This is a genomic window from Kribbella sp. NBC_00359, assembly GCF_036097425.1.
Taxonomy (GTDB): domain Bacteria; phylum Actinomycetota; class Actinomycetes; order Propionibacteriales; family Kribbellaceae; genus Kribbella.
This window is the reverse complement of the sequence record NZ_CP107975.1, coordinates 8608020-8629242: the sequence shown is the minus strand read 5'-3', so window position 1 is coordinate 8629242 and position 21223 is coordinate 8608020. Positions and strand designations below refer to the sequence as shown.

The window sequence follows — 21223 nt, the reverse complement described above, 5'->3', positions numbered from 1 at the left end:
CTGGTGGCCGGGTTCGACACCGAGCTGAACCTTTCGTTCGAGCAGGTTCAAGCGTTGGTGTCGTACCAGCAGGTGATGATCCGCAACGGCCAAGCCGCGGTCACCGAGTCCCTCGAGAACGCCGAACGGCTCTTCAACCTGAAGCTCCTTTTAGGCCGGCTGGGAATCTAAGGGTTCGTGCCGCGGATCTGAGGGTTTCCTTCGGATGTGGCAAGGGTGGTGTGGAGAGAGGTTGGTGGGAGTAACAGCAACCAAGGGGAGGTTCGCGATGAGCGAAGTAGTGGTCGACAGTTCGCAATCTGTCGACGTGTTGGACGAAAGGACGTTGCTGCCGTTGGGCGAGTCGGCGGGGGTGCTGGCCGATGACCCGGCGCTCGACAGCGAGTTCGCCGAGCCGCTCGGCAACAGCGATGAGGTCGCCCTGGAACCGGGCGAGGAGCCGGGTCAGGCGACGCGGCCCGACGATGCCGTGAAGTCGGCCGACGAGGTCGATCCGGACGGGGGGCAGTGAGATGGCGATCCGCACCGGGCAGGCCGCGATCGACTTCGCGAAGGGCCAAGTGACCAATCCGAGCCAGGATTGGTTCCGCCAGTGTCTGGTCTTCGTCCGGAGGTGCTTCAACGTCGGCCCGCTGTACAGGTCGGCCGAGAAGGGCTACTTCGGGGCCGACATCAGGCACGGCACCACCGGTACGCCACCACTCGGAGTCCCCGTCTGGTGGACCAACGGAGGTGACGGGCACGTTGCCATCAGCGCCGGCGACGGGACCTGCTTCAGCAACGACATCAAGCGGCACGGCAAGATCGACAGAGTTGCGATCTCGTTCATCACCCGCAGCTGGGGACACCAGTACCGCGGCTGGAGCGAGGACATCAACGGAGTCCGGGTCTGGCGGCCGATGGGCCCGCCACAGATGCCGGTCGTCGACCTCAGCAACGTCATCGACGCCGCCCGCCGCGACCAGTTCCGTCCGAGTGGGGACGGGCTGCACGAGCGCGACGTACTGATCGTGGAGAAGGCGCTGCGGCACCAGGGGCTCAAGCCGCCCGAGTTCGTCGACGGCTACGCCGGCACCGAGTTCCGCAAGGCCTACGCGCTCTGGCAGAAGGCCACGGTCCCGCCGCCGTTCGACGGCATCCCGGGAATCACGAGCCTGACCAAACTGGGTCAACGCAACGGCTTCCGCGTCGTCCAGTAGACCGCCCGACAGAACCGCCGGCGGGTGCATCGAGCATCCGCCGGCGGTTCATAGGTGTTGGGCTCTTGCGCTGATTGACGGGACAGAGTGCACTGCTTCCTACATTCATCGGGCCAAGGGGAGGGACCGAAAATCATGACCTTGTCGACGACGCCTGCGCATCGCCGAAAGGCGCGGCTCGCGGCTGTGTTCGCCGCGGTGCTCGGGCTGGCGACTGCCACCGTCACCGCAGTGCCGGGGGCTTCCGCCGAACCGGGGAGCACCGACCGTGCCGCCGCGGCAGCGACCAACCCACATCCGAAATCCGATCAGGACCTCGGCGACGCCGACCGGTCGAGGATCGCCGCGGCGCAGGCCGCGGGCAAGAAGACCGTGACCCTGCTGGTCGCGGCCGAGCGCGACCGGTCGTCGGCCGCCGCGGATCAGCTCCGCGCTCTCGGGGGAGTGGTGCTGAAGTCCGACGCGGCCGTCGACTATCTCAAAGTGGAGATGCCCACCGGAAAGGCCGAGCAGGCTGCCAAGCTGAGCGCGGTCGAGGCAGTGGACGTCGACGGCCTGATCCCGATGGACGATCCACAGCCGCAGGGCGCCCAGTTGCCCATCCCGCAGACACCGCCCAGTGCGAGTACGCCGCGGATCAACCCGTACCTGCCCACCGGCGACACCCAGGCCGCCCAGTTCGCCCTGGCCAACCCGAAGTGGGACGGCCGCGGCACCAAGATCGCGATCCTGGACTCCGGGATCGACCTCGACGTACCGGCCTTGCAGACGACGACGACGGGTCTGCCGAAGGTCGTCGACTGGTACAACGCGAACTCCCCGACCTCGGGTGACGCGACCTGGATCAGCACCACCGGACGCTTCACCGGCACCTTCACCTCCGGCGGTCGGGCCTGGACCGCACCGGCGACCGGCGGGCCGTACGCCCTCGGTCTGCTCCGTGAGGCAGCGGGCGAGCTGGCCCAGGGCGAGCTCGGCGGCGACATCGACCGGGACGGCGTGACCGCCGAGTCGATCGGCGTACTGCAGGACCGCACCACCAAGCAGGTGTACGTCGACACCGACCAGGACGGCGACTTCACCGACCAGACCCCGATGATCGATTTCAAGGTGAAGCGGGACGAGGGCCACCTCGGCACCGACAACCCGGCGACCCCAGTCAAGGAGAGCGTCCCGTTCGTCGTGGTGACGGACCGCTCGGTCTACAATCCGGCCTCGGATGCGGGCTCGGTCGTCAACATCGGCATCGCCGGCGCGCAGCACGGCACCCACGTCGCGGGCATCACCTCCGCCAACGGCCTGTTCGGCGGCGAGATGAGCGGTGCGGCGCCGGGCGCGCAACTGATGGCGGTCAAGGTCTGCCTGACCACCACCTCGTGCACCAGCAGCGGCCTGATCGACGGCGTGCTGTACGCCGCGAACAACGGCGCCGACGTCGTGAACATCTCGATCGGCGGTCTGCCGGGCCTCAACGACGGCAACAACGCGCGGGCACTGCTCTACAACCGCACGATCGACGAGTTCAACATGCAGATCTTCCTCTCGGCCGGCAACAGCGGCGCCGGGGCGAACTCGGTCGGCGATCCGGCCGTGGCCACCAACTCGATCGCCGTCGGGTCGTACATCACCAGGGAGACCTGGCTGTCGAACTATGGCTCCGACCCGCTGAACGACAAGGGCCTGCACCCGTTCTCCTCGCGCGGCCCGCGTGAGGACGGTGGCTTCAAACCGGACATCGTCGCGCCGGGCGCAGCGATCTCCACCACGCCGCTCTGGCAGCCAGGTGGCCCGGTGACCGGCACGTACGCTCTGCCACCTGGCTACTCGATGCTGAACGGCACCTCGATGGCGGCGCCGCAGGCTACCGGCGCCGGTGCGTTGCTGGTCAGCGCTTACAAGGCCACCTTCGGCACTCGGCCGACCGCGGCCGCGCTGCGCAGCGCGATCCGGTCCAGCGCCTCGTACCAGCCACAGCTCGGCGCGTACGAGCAGGGCGCCGGCCTGTTCGCGGTGACCTCGGCCTGGGATCAGCTCCGCGCCGGGCAGCGGCCGAACGCGATCAGTGCGACCGTGCCGGTCAGCACGGTGCTGAGCGACCAATTGGCCACCCCGAACATCGGCGTCGGCATTCACGATCGCGAGGGCGTCACGCTTGGGGTGAAGTACAACCGCACGTACACCCTGACCCGGACCAGCGGGCCGGCCAAGGCGGTGCCGCACGTAGTGCGGTGGCTGGGCAACGACGGCACGTTCAACTCGAGGATGAAGGTCAACCTGCCGTTGAACGAGCCGGTCGACTTCGCCGTACAAGTCAATCCGTTCAGTCCGGGCGCGCACTCCGCGGTCCTGCAGCTCGACGACCCGACCACGCCGGGCGTCGACCTGATCACTATGAACGCCGTATTCGTACCGAACGACCTCACGGCGGCCAACGCGTACACGTTCCAGGCGAGCGGCAAGGTCGGCCGGGATGCCACCCAGAGCTACTTCATTCGGGTGCCGGTCGGCGCGAGCGCGCTCAAGGTGGACATGACCGGCGGCGGAGACCAAGCTGGCGCCGGGCAGATCCGCTTCCTTCGGTACTCCCCGCAGGGCCTGCCGGTGGACAGCAACGCGAGCACGAGCTGCTACGACCCGGACGCGGGCGCCGGTTGCGCCGGTGGAACGCCGCACAGCCGCACCTTCGTGAACCCGCAGCCGGGTGTCTGGGAGCTCGTGGTGGAGGCACGCCGTACCTCTGACGTCAAGGAGGCGCCGTTCGGGCTGACGGCAACCGTCCTCGGTACGGCGATCACGCCGAATCCGGACGTGGTCGCGTCCGCGACCATCGGTACGTCGCTGACCCGCAACTACACGGTCTCGAACCAGCTCGCTGGATTCACCGGCCGGCTCGTCGGTGGCGGAGCGCTGGCCAGTACGCAGACCCAGCGTCCGACGATCGGAAACCTGGCATCGCAGACGTTCGATGTCACGGTGCCGGCGGGCGTCACGTCGTACACGGTCCGGACCGGGAACGCGGCCGACCTGCGCGCGGACATCGACCTGCTCGTCTTCCGCTGCGCGCCGGCGTGCGTGCTGGTGGGAGCCAGTGGTGGGTCGACGGCTGTCGAGCAGGTGACGCTCACCAACCCGGTGGCGGCGCTGTACCGGATCGAGGTCGACGGGTTCTCGGTGCCGAGCGGCAGTACGGCGTACGACCTCGTCGACTCCTACGTGCAGCCGGCCCTCGGCTCGCTGACGAGCAACGACGTCGACGCCAGCCACCCATCCGGCTCGTCCTGGTCGCCGACCGCGACCCTGACCGTCAGTGCGGAACCGGGTGCCGGGCGCAAGCTCACCGGCACGCTGTCCGTCCAAACCGACGCCGGCGTGACCGTCGGCAGCGGCTCTCTGATCGTCGACACGGTCACTCAGCCGTAGCAACACCTGCGGACCTCCCGGGCTTCAGGCCCGGGAGGTCAGCGCACCGGCGGTGGCTCGGCCAGTGCCGTGCGGGCGTCGAGTGCGTCGATCGCTGCCAGCGACTTCCGGTACCACTTCACGCTGCGCTGGAAGACCGACTGGAAGAGATTGCAGAACACCGAGAACCGGAAGTCCCACTCACAGAGCTCCCAGCTGTAGTCGTCGACACCTGCGCCGCGCAGACCTTCCCAGTAGCGCCGCAGCAGGACCCGATCCCGTGCGAGCCGGTCATCGGCGGGCACCACGGTGAGGCAGTACGCGAGATCGTGCGGCCCGAGGCCCGGCTTCGCCTCCGACCAGTCGATCACTTTCGGGCGTACGTCGTTCGGCGCGAAGAAGACGTTGCCGAGGAAGTGGAAGTCGCCGTGGATCAGCGTGATCGCCCGGCCGTCGGCCACACGTGCGTGGAACTGCCGCACCCAGGCGGCGAGAACCTCGTCGAGCTGTGAGCGCTCGGCAGCGTCGAGCTCATTGGCCGAGGCAAAGAAGGTCGTAGCTTCGGCCCGCACGGCTGTCGCATGCTGCGTGATCACCTCCGGCGGCCAGGCCTGCGCCACACTGGTCGCCGACGGCTCGGGATGCGCGGCGTCGAGCACGTCGAACGGGACGTCGTTCCAGAATCGCGCGTGCAGGCCCACCAGCGCTTCGATCGTGCCGCCCAGTTGTGCCTCCGAGACGCCGACGCCTGGCAAGCGATAGCCGGCCGCGTTCAGGTCCTCGCTCAGCAGCAGGATGCGTCCACCCTCGCCGGCGTCACTGACACCTACCAGTTGAGGTGCTGGATGATCCCAGCGCGGCGCGAGCTGCTCGAAGAACCGGACCTCGCGGCGCGCTCCGACCGCGCCGGTACCGGTCGCGTGCTTGCCGATCACGCTGAGGTCCGGGCGGTCCGCGAACCGGAGGCGCAGCCGGGCAACCTCGGCCGACGACGCCGTGAACGTCTCGACCACGTCGACACCGATCACCGGAACACCCAGTGCCTGGCTCACTTCGGCTACCGAGAAGGTCACCATCAGATCGCAGTGTCGAGGAAGGTGGTGACGGCCGCCAAGAAAGCCGTTGGTGCCTCTCGATGCACGCTGTGACCGACCGGGATCTCCTGGAAAGAACCGCGAGGCATCCGGTCGGCCATCGTGCGCAGCTGATCCTGCGGGAAAGGGCTGGTCGGCCCGCCACCGAGCACCAGCGTGGGAACGCGGATCTCGGCAAGCTCATCGAACCAGCCGGGATCGGGCGAGTTCACCTGCCCGACCAGGGCGACCCGCGCGTCCCAGTCGTACCCGAGCGGTTCGTCCGGGCGCTCCGGCACCGGCCGGCGCTGGGGGAACGGCGGCGGTGGCTCGACGAGCACGAGCGGGCCGGTACGGTCCGGACGCCGGGCCGCGTGTAGGTACGCCGCGACCGCACCCATCGAGTGCCCGACCACAACCGGCGCAGTGAGTCCACGCTCCTCTAGGAACTCATCCAGGTCCGCAGCCAGGAGCTCGAACGCATACGCCTCCGCCGGCCCCGTCGTACCGTGGCCCCGCTGGTCGGGCACATACACCCGCCAGTTCTGAGCAAGCGTCTCGACGACCCCGTCGAACGACGATCCATCCGATGTCAGGCCATGCAACAACACCATCGCCTGAGCGTCGAGCGGCCCATGGGTCCGAACAGACAGTCGCATAGGCGCATCCTGCCACCCAGCAGGTCCGCCTACTTCACGATGATGGTGGCGGTCATGGACGGGTGGATGGAGCAGTGGTAAGGCACCGTGCCGGCGGTGGTGAACGTGTGCGTGTAGGTCTGGCCGCTCCCCATCGGCGCCGAGGCGAACGAGTTGTCATCGGCCGTGACGGTGTGTTGGGTCGAGTCGTCGAACTTCCAGGTCACCGTGGCGCCGACCGGGACGGTCAGGCTCATCGGCGTGAACATGAAGTTGTTGATCTCGACCGTCGAGCCGCCGCTGGGAGCCGCCGAACCGCTGGTCGTGGCCGAACCGCTGGTCGCCGGCGGCGCCGCAGTCGCCGACGGACTCGCTCCGCCGCTGTCCGAGCCGCCGCAGCCGGTCGCCAGGGCGAGCAGCGCCAGCACCGCGACGAGGACGAAGAGTGGTCGTCCCGAGGATTTCATGTCTGCCTCATTCAGCGGGAACACGCGGCTATTCGGGACGCTACGCCGGAGGTACCCGGTTGGAAATGCCTGGGTGCTCAGCCGGTGCCGGTGACGTCGAGGATGAAGCGCTGTGCGGGAGTCAGCCGCTTGTAGGTCTCGACCCGGAGGTAAGCCTGCTGGTCGAGCTGCTGTGGCAGATGACGCAGCGCGAAGTAGGAGTGCATCGCCCGGCGCGGCCGGTCGGTGCGGTTCTGGGTGCCGCCGTGCCACAGGTGACTGTTGAACACCACGACTGTTCCAGCCTTGCCGGTCAGCTGGATCTGCTCCGGGTGCTCGTCGGCTGGGTCGGCCATCTCGTCGCCGGGCATGGTTCCGCGCCGGTGCGACCCGGGTACGACGCGCGTCGCGCCGTTCTCGGGCGTGAAGTCGTCGAGCAGCCAGATCGAGTTGCACACCTCGTACGCGCCGGGCTCGACCGGGTGACCGAAGTCGGCGTGCAAGCCTTGGTGCCCCTGACCCGGATGTGCCGCGCGGCTGTTCAGGGACGACAACTTGAACTCGCCGAGCACATGCTTCATCGCGGCCAGCACGCGTGGGTGGCTGAAGCACACCTCGAACTTCGGATCCTTGTTGACCAGGTCGGCGAGCCGGTCGGTGCCGTTCTCCTGGTGCACCTCCAGGCCGGCTCGGTCGCCCTCGGCGGCGGTGAGCTCCGCCAGCCGCTTGTTGAACCCGGACACCTCCTCCGGCGTGAGGACACCTTCCAGCGGGAGGAATCCGTCGCGATCCAGACGATCCTTCTCGTCTTGCGTGAGTACGTCGCCGGTCACGCCGAGGTCGCGCAATGCGGTCGTCATATCCATCCAAGCACTCCTTCACAGATGCACGAATCGATGCCAGCATCGAGGCGACCTGCTCGCGAAACAATGCAGAAGGCGACAGTGGTTATGCACGAATCGCTTCAGCTGCTCGGCGCCGGCATCCACACCGCCGGGCCGGGCAAGGACTATCCGTCGCACGCGCACACCTCGTGGGAGCTCGTCTACTACGTGCGCGGGCGGATCACCTGCCCGGTCGGCGACGCGACGTACGCCGCCACGCCGGGGACCGTACTGCTCACCCCTCCGCGGACATGGCACGCCGAGCTGAGCCGCACCGGCTACGCCAACCGCTTCCTGCAGGTCGACGCCGCCGCCAACTCGCCGTGGCCACGCATCTGCTTCGACGACGGCGACCGCAGTCTTGGCCGGGTCTTCGACACGCTCGTACGCGAAAGTACTCAGCCCTCCGACGACAGCGACCGGCTCTGCACACTGCTGCTCGCCGAACTCGACCTCCTCCTGCGCCGCGCTGCGGCGACGTCGCCGGTGACCGCGGCGGAGCAACTGGTCGCACAAGCCGAACGGATCTTCGAGGAACGCTTCGCCGCGCGGATCCGGATCGCCACCGTTGCCGCCGAACTCGGCATCTCGTCGTCCGGCCTCCGAGCGTCCTTCGCCCGGCTCCGCGGCACCAGCCCGCGTGCAGCACTCCAGCACGTCCGCCTGCGCCACGCCCTGGGCCACATCCGCAACTCCACCCTGCCGCTGCAGGCGATCGCAGACCTCACCGGCTACGACTCCGTCAGCCACCTGAGCCGCCACATCAAGGCCGCGACCGGCTCATCCCCAGGCGCTCTGCGCACCGTGGAATGATGCCGCGGCTCGCGGATCGCTGGACCGGGACTGCTCACCGCCTTACTGTCATCGGTACGACGAATCACGCTGGAGGTGTCGGCCCAAGCGCCGACGTCTGAGCACGCTGGGAGGTAGGGGTGCCTCAGCAGCAGGACGCAGGCTCGGCTTCTCACCGACAGTTGGCGATCGCCCGCTGGTCGGCGTTCCTGCTGCTTGTCGTGGCGAGCGTGCTCGGAACGGCGCAGGCGGCGATTGCGACGACGACGCAACAAGATGTCACCTACCTCAACTCTGCCCACCAGCTCAACCTGTCGATCATCCAGGCCAGTGTGGCTGCCAAGACCCAAGGCAAGAGTGCGTGCGTGCGGCAGGCGGGCGCCATCCTGGAACGCGACCATCGCAAGCTGGCCGCGCAGGAGCTCGAGGCCGCAAGCCAACTCGGGGTCGGGCTGGTCCCCATCCCTTCGCTGGCACAGCGCCAACAACTCGACGCCCTCGCGGCCAAGGCCGGGACCTCTGGGTACGACGACGCCTGGCTGGCGTTGCAACGGGAGTGGCACCAGCAGTACGAGACGCTGATCACGGCCGAGCTGGCGAACGGCACCCAGCCCGCCGTCAAGTCAGTGGCCAAAGGCGCCCAGCCGGTGATCCAGATGCATCAGGACATGGTGAAAGGTCCCTGCCACGTCGGGACCCAGTCCCCGACGGTGCCCACCGGCGACGGCGGCCAAATGGCCGACACCCAGGCGATACGCTCGCTGACAGGTCTGGTCCTGCTCGGCCTCGGGATCCTCCTCCTCGCCGGCAAACCGATCCGAGCCCGCCGGCACCTCCTGGGCCTCTCATCGTTCGTCATCGGCGCCGCCTTGGTCCTCAGCGGGCCGCCCGGCGACGCCGGCAAGGTCCCGCAAGCCGCCCCCGCAGCAGCAGAACGCGAAGCCGCGATCCCGCCAACCCACCTGACCCTCCCCGGCTTCGTCAACGCCTCGGTAACCCCGGTCGCAACCGCCCCCGACGGCCAGCTCCAGGTCCCGAAGTCCCCAACCTCTGTGGGGTGGTGGGCTCCAGGCGCCGGCCCGGGCTCAGCCGGCGGCACCGTCGTCCTCGTCGGCCACGTAGACACCGCCCGCCAAGGCAACGGCGTCTTCGCCCCGTTGTGGAACGTCCCGATCGGCACCAAAGTCACCGTCACAGCCGGCGACGGCCGCCCTCACCGCTACGAAATAGTCGCCCGCCGCATCTACAACCAGGAAGCCCTACCCCCCGACCTCTTCCACGGCGCCGCCAAACCCCGCCTGGCCCTGATCACCTGCACCGGCCCCTACAACCACAAAACCCACCACTACACCCAGAACCTGGTCCTCTACGCCACCCCCCTGAACCAAACCTGAGCAGTCACTTGCCCCGGGCAACACTGGGCAAGTTGGCGCACGGCCTGCGCCCCGCCGGTCAGACCCGCCAGCGGTCGGTCAGTTCGTCATTGGTAGGCGGCGGTCCCGGGAGTTCCGGCGCGCCGCCCGGTTGTTCTCCGGGCCGATGCATCGCCTCCAGCATCAGGGTGAGGTACCGATGCCGGAGCTGGTTCGCCCGAGCCTCGTCGCCGAGCTTGATCGACGTGATCTGCTCGAGGATCACCCCGAAATCCTCGACCACGATCCCCGGCCGGAGGTACTCCTTCGTCCGCGCATAGATCGCCTGGTTCAGCTCAGCCGCCCGGGCGGCGTCCTGCCAGAGGTCGGGCGTCGGGGTGAACGTTCCCGCCAGCCGCTGGGTCAGTGAGTTGGTGTCAGCGTCGACCAGCGCATGCAGAAACGCTCCGAACGCAACCCACGGCTCACGGTCATCGGCGAGAGCCTTCTCCGACTCCTCGATGTACCGGGCCAGCCCGTCGCTGCAGAGCTTGCGGAGCAGCTCCTCCTTGCTCGCGTACCGCCGGTAGAGCGCGCTGATACCGACGCCGGCGCGCTCCGCCACCGCGGAGATCGGGGCGCCGGGATCGGCGACGAACACTGCCCGGGCGGCGGCCAGGATCACTTCGTCGTTACGGGCCGCCTGCGCCTGCCGGCCACTGAGTGCTCTCGTCATGTCACCAAGACTACCACTTGAACGGAATGCTCCGTTCCGCTAGAGTTGGAACAGAACAGTTCGTTCCGTTTGGACGTGGAGCCGATCATGACCGCAGTCGTAGAACTCCCCAGCAGCGCAGCCGTCCTCGAGACCACCTCGCCCCTTCGCAACCGCTGGCTCGCCTTCTCCGCGGTCATCACCGCGTCGGTGATGGACCTGCTCGACTCGACCGTGATGAACGTCGCCGGCCCCGCCATCCGCGCCGACCTCGGCGGGTCCTACGCGAGCCTGCAGTGGATGGCGGCCGGGTACACGATGGCTTTGGCCGTCCTGCTCCTCGTCGGCGGCCGCCTCGGTGACCTGGTCGGCCGGAAGCAGGCGCTGCTGATCGGCGTCGGCGGGTTCACCGTGACCTCGTTCCTCTGCGGCCTCGCGGTGTCGTCGGAGATGCTGATCGCCGCGCGCGTCGCCCAGGGCGCGTTCGCCGCGATCATGTTGCCGCAGGGCTTCGGACTGGCCCGGGACCTCTTCGAACCGGCCGAGCGAGCCAAGGCGTTCGGGTTCTTCGGTCCGGTGATGGGTCTGTCGGCGGTGATCGGCCCGATCGTCGGCGGCACGCTGCTCGACGCGGACCTGATGGGTACCGGCTGGCGAGCGAGCTTCCTGGTGAACATCCCGGTCGGCATCTTCACCTTCGTCGTCGCGGCCAAGTACCTGCCGAGCAACCAGCCCACGGGCCGCCGCATCTCGCTGGACATTCCCGGGCTGCTGATCGCCGGCGCCGGCCTGGTCGCCCTGGTCTACCCGCTGGTGCAGGGTCACGAGATCGGCTGGCCGCTGTGGTCGAAGGCTCTGCTGGTCGCCTCGGTGCCGGTGCTCGCCGGGTTCGGTGTCTACCAGTCCCGCCGGCAGCGCAGCGGCGCGACCCCGTTGATCGAGCCCCGGCTGCTGCGCAGCCGCTCGTACCTGTCCGGCGTGTTCTTCGCGGTGGTCTTCTTCGGTGCGATGGCCGGCACGTTCGTCCTGGGAATGTTCCTCCAGGTCGGCCTGGGCTACACCCCGATCCACGCGAGCCTGGCGATGGCGCCCTGGGCCTTCGGAGCGCTGGTCGGCTCGGCGGCGTCCGGGATCGCGATGCAGAAGTACGGCCGAAAGCTGCTTCACATCGGCCTCGCGCTGATGGCGCTCGGACTGATCGGGCTGTACGGCGTACTGGCGCTGACCGGCCTGAACGTCGGGCACTGGGATCTCGCGATCCCCAACCTGATCGGCGGGGCCGGGATGGGCATGGTCTTCGTCCCGCTGTTCGACATCATCCTGAGCGGCGTCCGGGACGAGGAGGTTGGCTCGGCCACGGGCATGCTGGGCTCGCTCGAGCAGGTGGGCATCGCGCTCGGTATCGCGGTGATCGGGACCATCTTCATGGGCAAGGTGGCGCACGCCGGACCTGCGACCCGCGCCCTGGCCGCGCTCGACGGCACCCAGGCGGCGCTCCTCGCCACCGTCGGCGGGATCGTACTCGCGTTCGCACTCGGCTTCCTCCTCCCCAAGACCGCCCGAGCCGGCGCCGAGCACTGACCCCACCCGACCTCGGCTGTCGTGATCGGCCAGCCGCTGGAGGGACTGCCTCATCGCGGCACGATCCGGATAGCCGTGCTGAGCACCAACTGTGTAGACGTAGTGGCGGTCGCTCTTCATCACTGCAGCGACGTACCAAACGGGCCTGCCAGCGGCCAACATCGCCACTATCGTTCGGTGTTCGGGTGTCGTGGACATGCTGACCCTCCTCAGCTCGTTGTTGGGTCGGAACTGCTGGACTGCTGGCGGCCGGACCCGTGGAGCCGCTCCGCGGCCCGGCTCGCACAGGTGCACTTACTGGCTCAGAAGCACGCCTCGGCGTAGTAGCACGGTTGCCAGTACCACGGGTCGGGCGGGGGCGGGTCGACGAAGAAGACGCGGAAGTGCGCCTGGTGCTGGATGAACCGCCCCGAGTTGCCCGTGATGTAGCTGGCGCGGACCGTCCAGACCTCACCTGCGACGGTGTGCCTGGCGAGGCCGACCGTCGTCTCGTTCGCGACGCAGTTGCCTCCGGCGACGCGGCCGTTGAAGACGAACGACCCGCTGACGTTGCTCTCGACGGTCCATGCCGGCGATGTGTACGAACGGAGACCGTTGCCGCCGACCTGGAACGACGTCCAGTCGCCCGCGAACATCTGGTAGTCGTCGGTGCCACCGTCGACGGGCTGGTCCTCGGTTCGCACGCTCGCCGGAGCCACCGACGTCAGATAGACCTGACCGTTGGTCCGGCAGGCAGTTGCATGGGCGGGCCCAGCAGTGACGACCGAGACCGCACCCAACGGGACCAACACGGCCGCCACGGCGGCGAGCCGTTTCACCGACCGCCGCCAGCGGCCGGATGTGCGCGTGTATTGCATGACTGTTTCCTTTCCCAGGAGATGCTGATCGGTCGACCGGTCGATCGAATGGATCACCCGACGTTCGATACCACCGCCACCACGGATGGCCGACGAACACCCACCGTCGGCCCGACGCCAAAGCCAAACCCTCAGCCGCACTGCGTCCGGCGGCCTACTGGAGCTGTGATGAGTGGCAAGCCGAGTTCCCGCTGATGGTGGCCTGGGCGTTCGGACGCTGAAGCTACGGCGGCCCCTGGGCCCTGGTTTGCCTGATAGTCCGCTAAGAAGATGGCGACGGGGACATTCCTAGGTGGCCGGCAACGTTGATACTGGCAAGACGGCCAGTGTGGCCGCCAAGGAGGAGTTGATCATGAGCCTGATCGGAGCCCTGGTCGGGTACGCCCTGTCGGCGTTCATTTTGGTGTTGCTGGCCCGGATGGTGCTGGACTGGACGGGTGTGTTGGCAAACGGACCTCAGTGGGCGAGCCGGGCCCGCGAGTTGACGCACGCCTGGACGGAGCCGGTGATCGGCCGGGTGCGGCGGGTACTGCGCCCGGTGCGCGTCGGCGGTGTGGCGATCGACTTGGCCTTCACAGCAGTCTTCATCGCCGCCCTGATCCTGCGCTCAATCGCCTTCAGCCTGTAGAACCAGGACCGCTCTTAGAAGCCGAACCGTTCCTGGTGCTGCCGCGCCGGTGACACACCTGACCCCGTTGACCGCGTTCCCTAAGCCCGGGTCCTCCGGCTTCTGGCCGCGGTGGCGCCCGATGGTCACATCGCCTTCATCCGGTTCGGCGCGGGCGGGATCAGTTCCCAGGTGTACGTGACGAATGCTGACGGCAGCCACGTCCGCGATGTCAGTCCTCCTGTCCTGCAAGCGATCCACCCGAACTGATCCCCGGACAGCCGTCGGATTGCCATCTCCACCAATTGCTGCCGACTGGGCGGCAATGTCTGGGTGATCTCGCCGACGGGCAACCACGCCGAGCAGTTGACGGAGACGCCGTTCCCGCTGTTCAGTCTGGTTCCGGCGTACTCGCCGAGCGGCACCCGGATCGCGTTCATGAGCAGCCGCAACCATCCCGACCTGTGCCGCACGGATCTGTTCGTGATGTCCGCGGACGGCCACCGGGAGACGATGATTCCGACAGGCCTCACCAGTGTGGATCAACTCGCCTGGGGAATCGCTCCCATCGGCTGACCACCTACGGCCTGGCGGCGGCGCCGACCGCTCGAAGCCCCGTATGCTCCTGACTCGTCAGTGAACGGGCAGTCCAGATCGGGCGCCGTTCATCTCTTAGTTAGAGGGGGGCTTTCTCTTGTCCAAGCGACGAATCCTCACGGCCATCACCACCATCGCAGCGGCGGCGTGCGCCATCACCGTCGCCGCACCGTCCTCCCAGGCGGACACCGGCGTTGTCTTCGGCGCGGGTGGCTTCACCAGCTACCACGACGACGGTGACAAGGTTCAGGTCTACGACACCGAGAAGGACTCGCACGGAGTCGCGGGGTGGATCGAGGTCAAGCAGGCCAACGGGTCCTGGAAGAAGTTCCCGAAGATCTACGTGGGCACCGGTGTGGGCACCCTGGTCATCGTCACTCAGGACGTCGTGCGCGAGAGCGCGGACGTCAAGATCGTGAACTGCCTGCAGGACGGCCAGTCCGGGCAGCCCTGGAACTGTGCCTTCGACATCATCAGCGGCACCTGAGGCGCAGCCAGACGAACGTGCCGCAGTGCGGCACGGTGAAGGCGACCGTGCCGCACTCGGCGGCGTAGACCAGGCCACCTTTTCAGGCCATGCGCTCGCCTGGGTTGGGCAGCGTGTATGGGCATCTGAGCATGCTGGGACGTTGAACCGTGCGATGCTGCCCTGGCGCAGGGAATGCGGGAGACACAGGAGGACCGTCATGGGACGGCAGATCATCACGACCGCGAACGCGCCGAGTTCGCCACTCTACAGCCAGGGAGTCAAGGCCGGGCCCCACGTGCTCGTGTCGGGCATCGTCGGCATCGATCCGAGCAGCGGCAGTCTCGTCGAGAACACGATCCAAGCTCAGACAAGGCAGGCGTTGACGAATTGTGAGGCCATCCTGCAGGCCGGCGGCGCCAGCCTGGAGGACGTTCTCGAGGTGGGTGTACTGCTCACGGACCCAGCCGATTTCGGCGGCCTGAACGAGGAATACGCGCGGTGGTTCCCGACTGAGCCGCCGACTCGCTACGTCGCCAAGCTGGACGTCGACCTGCCAGGTCTGCTCGTCTCGATCCGGATGACCGCCTTCGTCGGGTAACCGCCCCACTCCCAGCCAGGCGAACCCACAGCCAATGTCACAGAGGGGCTACACCTGGCTCGGACGGCGGCCGCCATTCGCGCCTCAGCAGACCAAAGACCCACGAGTCCGACACCTCGCCGTTCACGACGCAGTCCTCCCGCAACGTCCCTTCACGCACGAATCCGAGCTTCTCCAGGACACGGGCAGAGGCCAGGTTGCGCGTATCGGCCTCGGCCTGGACTCGATTCAGGTCCAGCGTGTCGAATGCCCACCGCAGCAAAGAGCGCGCGGCCTCTGTCGCGTATCCCTGACCCCATGCCGCATCACCGAGGCAGTAGCCCAACGCAGCACTGCGGTAGTCCGGGTTCCACCGGGTCAGACTGCACCAGCCGATGAAGGCACCGTCGGAAACACGGTCCATTGCCAGCCGCGCCCCGGTGCCTTCGTCCGCCATCTGCCGGCAAGCCGCGATGAAGCGCTGGGCGCGCGCACGTTCGCCCCACGGCGGCGAGTCCCAATAGCGCAGCACGTACGCGTTGCTGTGTAACGCGAAGAGGTGATCTGCGTCCGCGTCGGTGAACGGACGCAGCAGCAGACGAGCGGTATGCAACGTGGGCGAGGGCAGAGACATGCGTGCCATCTTGCCTCACCATGAGGAGCGGTCAGACAACCGAACACGTAATAGCGATCATGTCCATGGGCGGGCGCGACGACAATCGCATTGTTAGGGTGGCTGGCCGTAAGGCATGCAGATGTCGTGGTCGAGGCGCCGCGGCAGCGACGAGTGGAGGCTTGGGAGCGATGTTCCTGCTTCAGATGTCGGGCGTTCCGGGTTCTGGGAAGTCCACTGTCGCCGCCCACGTCGTAGACACGTTTGGTGCGGTTGCCGTTGACTACGACGTCATCAAGACCGCCGTTCTCGATGCGGGCTTCGATCTCGCGGCTAGTGCCACGGCGGCGTACGAGACCATGTACGCGCTGGCTCGTCAGATGCTCGGCCAGGGACATCCTGTGATCATGGACAGTCCGTGCTTTTGGCCGAGGATCCTGAACGAGGGCATGGAAATCGCCAGGGCGCACGATGCGAGGTACAGGTACATCGAGTGCCAGATTCATGATCTGAAACTCCTCGACGAGAGGCTCGGTCGGCGGCCACGGCTCAGAAGCCACCGTCGCGGCGTGGACATTCCGCCGGTGGACCTGGGTGACGAGCCGGTGGACGGGGAGGCGTTTTTCCGCGGTTCGACGGACCGTGTTCAACGTCCCTCGGACAACTACCTCCAGTTGGACATGCACCGACCGCTGTCCGAACTACTGGCCGAGGTCGACGTCTATCTGAAGGCATAGGCCGTACGGCGGCTTTGCCCCGCTAGCCGCCCGCGATGCGGCGGCTCGCCGCTCGGCCGCCAGCCACACGCGCGCGAAGTCCGTGACCTCCACACCGCGCAGATGCTCCCGCCGCATGTCGTGCGATGTCGACAGCCGCCGCGGGCGGGAGACGTAGATCACGTTCAGGTGTGGCTCACATTTGCCCAGGCTGTTTCGTCGGCTGGGGGTCAAGCGGAATGAAAGACGAACAGTGAAGGAAGCTCACGAATGAAGCTCGGTGAAACCGCGCCCATCAGCATGAGGCGGGCTTGGCGCAATTCGTGAGTAAAAGTCAGTTGTGAACCAGTTGAGAAGCAGAGGGAAGCTTGGCTGGCTGTAAATAGTGCGGCTGCGCTCGAGCCGGTTGATTTTCTGCCTAAGGCAGACGGGACGGACGGCCACCGCCTGCCGCCCGTCATGTATCCCCCCACCTAAACCCTTGGAGTACGTATGAACCACGCCCCTGGCTTCCTCCTCTCCCGCCGTGCCCTCATACGCGCGGGAGCCGGCGCCTCGCTCGCCGCGCTCGGTCTCGGCGCCACCGCGGAGGCCGCCTCCGCGGTGACCACCACCAAGCGGTTCGATCTCACACAGCCGTCGTACGACCTGTTCCGGTCCGCGCGGACGCACGGTCCGCGGGTCCAGCAGAGCTTCGCCTTCGACTGGGTGCACAAGTACTTGTTCGTGGCAACCAAGCGGGTCGGAGCCGCCGAGTCCGACGGCAACCTGTGCATCAGCAAGATGGACTTCCACGGGAACTACAAGTCGTACATGCACCTCAATGGCTTCGGCCACGGCGTCGCCTTCGCCGCGCTGCCGCGCGGTAATGTCACCGAGCTGTGGATCGAGTGCGCCAAGAACGAGAACGGGTTCGGCACCGCGCTCACCCCCGTCACATACGCCGCCAACACCACCCTCGGCTCGCCGGCTGCCTCGGCCGCCTACCGGCCGATCCCCGGGGCCAGCGAGTACACCTGCTCCGTCGACCCGGTCTACCAGCGCATGATCGTGCGCTACCAGAGCAGCGCCGGCAAGCGCATCGCCGTGTACCCCCTGTCCGCCTTCCAGACGCGCAGCTTCGGTTCGCCGCTGGTCGACTTCAAGCAGCCGACGATCTCCGGCACTCCGCAGGGCTACGCCCTCTACGGCTCGTACATATACTACCTGACGGGTGACCCGTACCCCGGCGACGGCCACCCCACCGGCGTCGGCAACACCAAGATCAGCAGCATCAACATCAACACCGGCACCGTGAAGGAAAAGCCCGTCCTCACCAAGGCCGGCCTCACCCTCTGGCACCGCGAGCCCGAGGGCCTGGCGATCTACAAGACCGATGGTGGCGAGGTCCGCCTGTTCATCGGCTTCGCCACCGGCAAGAAGGAACACCGGCGCTCCAGCATCTTCTACAAGAACGCGCTGGTCTGAGCCCCGCCCGCCCGGCGACCGCCCACCGGCCGCCGGGCACCAACCCCAGCTAGTCGTCCCAGGCGACAGCCAGCCGTCCGAACATCTCCGTCGCGCACCCGACAACACCTGACCCGTCAACCCACGTGCCTAACCTCGTCGCCCAGCGGTGGATCGCTTGTCATGCTCTGCAACCGACTGGCTTCTGAAGAGTGCGTTGGCGTGGCGAATCCGATCAGTGGTTGGTTCGTCAGGCCTCTCCGCCATCTTCGACACAAGACCGACTCGGGCTTCGTCAGTCGGCTCAGTAAGCCAACCGACGTCCTCGCCGCTAATCAGTCCGGGCGGCCCTTCAGTCGGCGGCTGACCGCGCGCTCGGCCTCCCGGGTGGCTTCGCGTTCGGCGAGCGTGTGCCGCTTGTCCCAGGTCTTCTTCCCGCGGGCCAGGGCGATCTCCACCTTCGCGCGACCGTCCTTGAAGTAGAGGGTCACCGGGACGATCGTCAGCCCGCTCTCGTTGACCTTGCGCTCGATCTTGTCGATCTGGGCACGATGCAGCAGCAGTTTCCGCTTGCGGCGTGAGCCGTCGTTGAACCAGCGGGCCTGGGAGTACTGCGGGATGTGCACGCCGTACAGCCAGATCTCCCGGTCCTCGACAGCGGCGAACCCGCCGACCAGAGACGCCCGCCCGGCACGCAGCGCCTTCACCTCCAAGCCCTGCAGCACAATCCCCGCCTCCCAAGACTCGCCCAGCTGATAGTCGTGGGCAGCCTTACGGTTGCGCGCCACCACCGGGTCGGTCTCGGGTTTCTTCACACGACGATTCTGCCCCCACAGCCCACCAGGGAGGTCATGGGAGTCACCTGCGCCCCGCTCAGACGTCGCCGCAACGATGCCTGAGCTGTTCACCTGAGCCCGTCAGAACAACGATCCCCACGGCGTGTACGCCGATCCCCTGGCGGCTGACCTGCGCAACAGGCGGCGGTGCGCGCTTTGGGCGTCGACGCCAGTAGCCGATGAGGGACAGCAGGTCTGCGAGCTACTTCATTTCCAGGACTGCCTTCCGAGTCGCCTCACGTCTCTAGTATCCCGGCGACGAGATATGTGCACGGCAGTACGGCGCGCGGAAGCCGCCCGGTGAGGCTGGGGCAGAACCCGCCCCAGACTCTGTGCCGCGATCGCCGACCGAGTCACCTTCAGCGGCAACCTCATCGAAACTGGCAGCACCTCCTACCGGCTCAGCCACACCATGATCTGACCACCAGCATCACCGGCCAGCAGCGACATCGAATTTGGTGGAGATCATCGCGCACCTCATATGCGTGAGCTTTCAAATCGCGGCGGCCGCAGGCGCTGCTGGTTTGAACACCAGTCGGAATTCCTGGAGGAATCCAACTCGCCCGGTGCCCCAATCCGACCGGGAGATATGCGACGAGCCCAGTCGGTTCGCAGCCTTCGCTGTCGCCGGGGAAGTCGGCCGGCGGCTGACGGCGGTGACGCCGCTGGAAATGCCTGAAATGTCGCCAGAAATCAGGGCAGGATCGTCGCATGACGACTCGGGACCGACTCGCGCGACATTCCGCTTTCTCCGACCCGGGCCGGCACGGTCGGCTGCTCCGTGAGCTGTCCGGGATCGAGGAGATCTGTACGGCCGTCAGCAATGTCGTGCTCCATTATCGCGCCGAGGCGCACCTGCTCCGCGATGACCGTCGCCGCGAGATCAACTCGCGTTGGGTCTCGACCATTCTGGACCTTGATCAGGCGCGGCATCCCGGCCCGCTGCTGGATCCACGGCCGCCCGGCGACCGGGTAGCGGGATGCTGTCGTGATCATTCCCTGCTCGCGGTCGCCGCTCTTCGCGAGCAGGAAACCCCGGCGCGGACCCGGGTGGGCTTCACCGGCTACTTCGCTCCGGACTTCCGCGGTGATCACGTCGTCGCCGAATGGTGGAACGGCGCCCGGTGGCAGCGGTTCGATCCCGAACTCGAGCCGGGGAGTCGCTCGTTCGACGTACGCGATCTGCCGACCGGTGAAGGCTCGCCCTTCGAGACCGCCGCGGAAGTCTGTACGGGCTATCGTGCCGGTCGCCTCGATCCCGCGCGCTATGGCGTGGCTCCGGGGTCGGACCTATCCGGTCCGGGATTCATCCGGACGTACGTGATCATGGAAGTCCTGCACCGGTACGGCCACGAGGCACTCCTGTGGGACGAGGTCGGCACTGGGATCACAGATTCCGACGCCGACGAGGTCGCCCGACTGCTGCTGGCCGCCGACGCCGGTGATCTGGCGGCCGAAGATCACCTGGAACGGCAGTTCCAGACCGACCCGAAGCTCCGACCGGCTCAAACAGTCACCCAACTCTCGCCGTACGGGGACCCACCGGTCACGATCGACCTCACGCCGCCGCCCTCGGCTGCCCCCACTCAGGCACGGGATGGTCGGGTACGACGTGACGCCGCCAGGCTCCCCGGGAAGCGTCGGATTGGGCGGACGTAGAGCTGGACTCGAGGTGCCTTGATCAGCTGCGCCCGAGTCTCGAAGTACGGTGACTGCTGCTGCGCTGGGCCGGACACGGTCTCGGTGTCGGCGAGGCTCACGCGCGCGTCATGTTCGAGGAGACCTAACGATGTCTGTCGCCACGCTGTTCTTGATGGTCGGACTGCCCGGCGCCGGCAAGACCACCCGGGCTCAAGAGCTGGCAAGGGCACACGATGCGCTGCGTTTGACTCCGGACGAGTGGCACCTTTCCTTGTTCGGCACCTCGTTGAGAGCCGACGGCAAGCGCGACCTCTTGGAAGGCTGGATGATCACGGCGGCGCTGCGGACACTGCGGCTGGGAACCAGCGTGGTCCTCGACTTCGGGCTCTGGAGCCGAGACGAGCGGTCGGCACTGCGCTGGCTGGCTGGCCAAGCCGGGGTGCCGTGCCAGGTGGTCTATCTGCCCGTTGACCTGGATGTCCAACTCGCCCGTATCGCGCATCGCGAGGCCACCATGCCTCAGATGTTCCCAATGCCCGAGGCTGACGTTGTCGCGTGGCGTACTCAGTTCCAACGACCCGATGCCGCCGAGCTCGCCGGCGTGGACAGTCCTTGTCCGCCAGAAGGGTGGACGACCTGGCTGGCCTGGGCCGTCGACCGATGGCCGACGCTCACCGCCGACTATTGCTAGGGCGCCATCCATGGTCGCGCGGCCGCTGCCAACGACTCGCGGACGTTCTTACTTCCGGGGGGTCGGCGTCGCTCGCTGTCAGATCGCAGGCCGG

At 67.3% G+C, this 21223-nt stretch carries 23 protein-coding genes; 15 read left to right on the top strand and 8 right to left on the bottom strand.

Translation table 11 applies throughout. From position 1 onward, the window contains the following. Positions 1-3: 3 nt before the first annotated feature. The 4 genes from OG876_RS41610 (at position 4) to OG876_RS41595 (ending at position 4619) form a co-directional block, all read left to right on the top strand. On the top strand, positions 4-171 hold the full coding sequence (locus OG876_RS41610) for a hypothetical protein (RefSeq protein WP_328522244.1): 168 nt from the start codon (positions 4-6) through the stop codon (positions 169-171). Positions 172-268: 97 nt separating this feature from the next. Continuing rightward, a complete protein-coding gene (locus OG876_RS41605) occupies positions 269-511 on the top strand; it encodes a hypothetical protein (RefSeq protein WP_328522243.1) in 243 nt (80 codons plus the stop codon). Between the two features lies 1 nt (position 512). After that, positions 513-1199 (top strand): hypothetical protein, encoded by a 687-nt coding sequence (locus OG876_RS41600; RefSeq protein ID WP_328522242.1) that lies wholly within the window; start codon positions 513-515, stop codon positions 1197-1199. 135 nt (positions 1200-1334) lie between these two features. Next, positions 1335-4619 carry a S8 family serine peptidase gene (locus OG876_RS41595; RefSeq protein ID WP_328522241.1) on the top strand — a complete coding sequence of 1095 codons (3285 nt, stop codon included), beginning with the start codon at positions 1335-1337 and terminating at the stop codon, positions 4617-4619. A gap of 38 nt (positions 4620-4657) precedes the next feature. On the opposite strand, the gene OG876_RS41590 is transcribed toward OG876_RS41595, so the two are convergent. The 4 genes from OG876_RS41590 to OG876_RS41575 all read right to left on the bottom strand — a co-directional run bounded on the left by OG876_RS41590 (position 4658) and on the right by OG876_RS41575 (position 7621). After that, entirely contained in the window at positions 4658-5674 is a 1017-nt protein-coding gene (locus OG876_RS41590) for a phosphotransferase family protein (protein WP_328522240.1), read from the bottom strand. After that, a complete protein-coding gene (locus OG876_RS41585) occupies positions 5674-6330 on the bottom strand; it encodes an alpha/beta fold hydrolase (protein ID WP_328522239.1) in 657 nt (218 codons plus the stop codon). Before OG876_RS41585 ends, OG876_RS41590 begins: the two co-directional genes overlap by 1 nt. Positions 6331-6359: 29 nt before the next feature. Further along, positions 6360-6776, bottom strand: coding sequence for a cupredoxin domain-containing protein (locus tag OG876_RS41580; protein WP_328522238.1), 417 nt, complete (start codon positions 6774-6776; stop codon positions 6360-6362). 77 nt (positions 6777-6853) lie between these two features. Continuing rightward, positions 6854-7621, bottom strand: a complete 768-nt coding sequence (locus tag OG876_RS41575) for a phytanoyl-CoA dioxygenase family protein (protein ID WP_328522237.1) — start codon at positions 7619-7621, stop codon at positions 6854-6856. An 84-nt stretch (positions 7622-7705) separates the two neighbouring features. On the opposite strand from OG876_RS41575, the gene OG876_RS41570 reads away from it, so the two are divergent. Together OG876_RS41570 and OG876_RS41565 are read left to right on the top strand one after the other, a co-directional pair. Next, on the top strand, positions 7706-8452 hold the full coding sequence (locus OG876_RS41570; protein WP_328522236.1) for an AraC family transcriptional regulator: 747 nt from the start codon (positions 7706-7708) through the stop codon (positions 8450-8452). 119 nt (positions 8453-8571) lie between these two features. Further along, a complete protein-coding gene (locus OG876_RS41565) occupies positions 8572-9825 on the top strand; it encodes a DUF4142 domain-containing protein (RefSeq protein ID WP_328522235.1) in 1254 nt (417 codons plus the stop codon). Between the two features lie 58 nt (positions 9826-9883). Here OG876_RS41565 and OG876_RS41560 read toward each other — a convergent pair whose 3' ends face one another. Beyond that, on the bottom strand, positions 9884-10519 hold the full coding sequence (locus OG876_RS41560; RefSeq protein WP_328522234.1) for a TetR/AcrR family transcriptional regulator: 636 nt from the start codon (positions 10517-10519) through the stop codon (positions 9884-9886). Between the two features lie 87 nt (positions 10520-10606). Between OG876_RS41560 and OG876_RS41555 the strand changes: the two genes are divergently transcribed. Next, the gene (locus tag OG876_RS41555) at positions 10607-12079 is read left to right on the top strand and encodes an MFS transporter (RefSeq protein WP_328522233.1); all 1473 of its coding nucleotides are present in this window, start codon (positions 10607-10609) and stop codon (positions 12077-12079) included. Positions 12080-12381: 302 nt separating this feature from the next. Here the strand turns inward: OG876_RS41555 and OG876_RS41550 are convergent, their stop codons facing one another. Beyond that, positions 12382-12936: a hypothetical protein gene (locus tag OG876_RS41550; protein WP_328522232.1), complete on the bottom strand. Its 555-nt coding sequence runs from the start codon at positions 12934-12936 to the stop codon at positions 12382-12384. Between the two features lie 352 nt (positions 12937-13288). Here OG876_RS41550 and OG876_RS41545 point away from each other — a divergent pair, with 352 nt between their 5' ends. The 4 genes from OG876_RS41545 to OG876_RS41530 all read left to right on the top strand — a co-directional run bounded on the left by OG876_RS41545 (position 13289) and on the right by OG876_RS41530 (position 15207). Next, positions 13289-13564, top strand: a complete 276-nt coding sequence (locus OG876_RS41545) for a YggT family protein (RefSeq protein WP_328522231.1) — start codon at positions 13289-13291, stop codon at positions 13562-13564. A gap of 312 nt (positions 13565-13876) precedes the next feature. After that, complete coding sequence (locus OG876_RS41540; protein WP_328522230.1) at positions 13877-14119, top strand: TolB family protein; 243 nt, start codon at positions 13877-13879, stop codon at positions 14117-14119. 118 nt (positions 14120-14237) lie between these two features. Continuing rightward, entirely contained in the window at positions 14238-14627 is a 390-nt protein-coding gene (locus tag OG876_RS41535; RefSeq protein WP_328522229.1) for a hypothetical protein, read from the top strand. 199 nt (positions 14628-14826) lie between these two features. Then, positions 14827-15207: a RidA family protein gene (locus tag OG876_RS41530; protein WP_328522228.1), complete on the top strand. Its 381-nt coding sequence runs from the start codon at positions 14827-14829 to the stop codon at positions 15205-15207. 37 nt (positions 15208-15244) lie between these two features. Here the strand turns inward: OG876_RS41530 and OG876_RS41525 are convergent, their stop codons facing one another. Further along, entirely contained in the window at positions 15245-15820 is a 576-nt protein-coding gene (locus OG876_RS41525) for a GNAT family N-acetyltransferase (RefSeq protein WP_328522227.1), read from the bottom strand. Between the two features lie 170 nt (positions 15821-15990). Between OG876_RS41525 and OG876_RS41520 the strand changes: the two genes are divergently transcribed. Continuing rightward, a complete protein-coding gene (locus OG876_RS41520) occupies positions 15991-16536 on the top strand; it encodes an AAA family ATPase (protein WP_328522226.1) in 546 nt (181 codons plus the stop codon). Between the two features lie 471 nt (positions 16537-17007). Continuing rightward, positions 17008-17982 carry a hypothetical protein gene (locus OG876_RS41515; protein WP_328522225.1) on the top strand — a complete coding sequence of 325 codons (975 nt, stop codon included), beginning with the start codon at positions 17008-17010 and terminating at the stop codon, positions 17980-17982. 314 nt (positions 17983-18296) lie between these two features. Here OG876_RS41515 and smpB read toward each other — a convergent pair whose 3' ends face one another. Next, entirely contained in the window at positions 18297-18776 is a 480-nt protein-coding gene (gene smpB / locus OG876_RS41510) for an SsrA-binding protein SmpB (RefSeq protein ID WP_328522224.1), read from the bottom strand. Positions 18777-19508: 732 nt separating this feature from the next. Here smpB and OG876_RS41505 point away from each other — a divergent pair. Both OG876_RS41505 and OG876_RS41500 read left to right on the top strand, forming a co-directional pair. Beyond that, the gene (locus tag OG876_RS41505) at positions 19509-20456 is read left to right on the top strand and encodes a transglutaminase-like domain-containing protein (protein ID WP_328522223.1); all 948 of its coding nucleotides are present in this window, start codon (positions 19509-19511) and stop codon (positions 20454-20456) included. A 130-nt stretch (positions 20457-20586) separates the two neighbouring features. Then, entirely contained in the window at positions 20587-21129 is a 543-nt protein-coding gene (locus tag OG876_RS41500; protein ID WP_328522222.1) for an AAA family ATPase, read from the top strand. Positions 21130-21223 lie beyond the last annotated feature (94 nt).

What these genes read in the sequence shown, in the direction of transcription:
- OG876_RS41560 (WP_328522234.1), bottom strand. Translation starts at nt 10,519, where the DNA reads ATGACGAGAGCACTCAGTGGCCGGCAGGCGCAGGCGGCCCGTAACGAC.
- OG876_RS41595 (WP_328522241.1), top strand. Translation starts at nt 1,335, where the DNA reads ATGACCTTGTCGACGACGCCTGCGCATCGCCGAAAGGCGCGGCTCGCG.
- OG876_RS41545 (WP_328522231.1), top strand. Translation starts at nt 13,289, where the DNA reads ATGAGCCTGATCGGAGCCCTGGTCGGGTACGCCCTGTCGGCGTTCATT.
- OG876_RS41555 (WP_328522233.1), top strand. Translation starts at nt 10,607, where the DNA reads ATGACCGCAGTCGTAGAACTCCCCAGCAGCGCAGCCGTCCTCGAGACC.
- OG876_RS41505 (WP_328522223.1), top strand. Translation starts at nt 19,509, where the DNA reads ATGACGACTCGGGACCGACTCGCGCGACATTCCGCTTTCTCCGACCCG.
- OG876_RS41500 (WP_328522222.1), top strand. Translation starts at nt 20,587, where the DNA reads ATGTCTGTCGCCACGCTGTTCTTGATGGTCGGACTGCCCGGCGCCGGC.
- OG876_RS41530 (WP_328522228.1), top strand. Translation starts at nt 14,827, where the DNA reads ATGGGACGGCAGATCATCACGACCGCGAACGCGCCGAGTTCGCCACTC.
- OG876_RS41575 (WP_328522237.1), bottom strand. Translation starts at nt 7,621, where the DNA reads ATGGATATGACGACCGCATTGCGCGACCTCGGCGTGACCGGCGACGTA.
- OG876_RS41525 (WP_328522227.1), bottom strand. Translation starts at nt 15,820, where the DNA reads ATGTCTCTGCCCTCGCCCACGTTGCATACCGCTCGTCTGCTGCTGCGT.
- OG876_RS41585 (WP_328522239.1), bottom strand. Translation starts at nt 6,330, where the DNA reads ATGCGACTGTCTGTTCGGACCCATGGGCCGCTCGACGCTCAGGCGATG.
- OG876_RS41515 (WP_328522225.1), top strand. Translation starts at nt 17,008, where the DNA reads ATGAACCACGCCCCTGGCTTCCTCCTCTCCCGCCGTGCCCTCATACGC.
- OG876_RS41605 (WP_328522243.1), top strand. Translation starts at nt 269, where the DNA reads ATGAGCGAAGTAGTGGTCGACAGTTCGCAATCTGTCGACGTGTTGGAC.
- OG876_RS41520 (WP_328522226.1), top strand. Translation starts at nt 15,991, where the DNA reads ATGTTCCTGCTTCAGATGTCGGGCGTTCCGGGTTCTGGGAAGTCCACT.
- OG876_RS41550 (WP_328522232.1), bottom strand. Translation starts at nt 12,936, where the DNA reads ATGCAATACACGCGCACATCCGGCCGCTGGCGGCGGTCGGTGAAACGG.
- OG876_RS41570 (WP_328522236.1), top strand. Translation starts at nt 7,706, where the DNA reads ATGCACGAATCGCTTCAGCTGCTCGGCGCCGGCATCCACACCGCCGGG.
- OG876_RS41590 (WP_328522240.1), bottom strand. Translation starts at nt 5,674, where the DNA reads ATGGTGACCTTCTCGGTAGCCGAAGTGAGCCAGGCACTGGGTGTTCCG.
- OG876_RS41580 (WP_328522238.1), bottom strand. Translation starts at nt 6,776, where the DNA reads ATGAAATCCTCGGGACGACCACTCTTCGTCCTCGTCGCGGTGCTGGCG.
- OG876_RS41600 (WP_328522242.1), top strand. Translation starts at nt 513, where the DNA reads ATGGCGATCCGCACCGGGCAGGCCGCGATCGACTTCGCGAAGGGCCAA.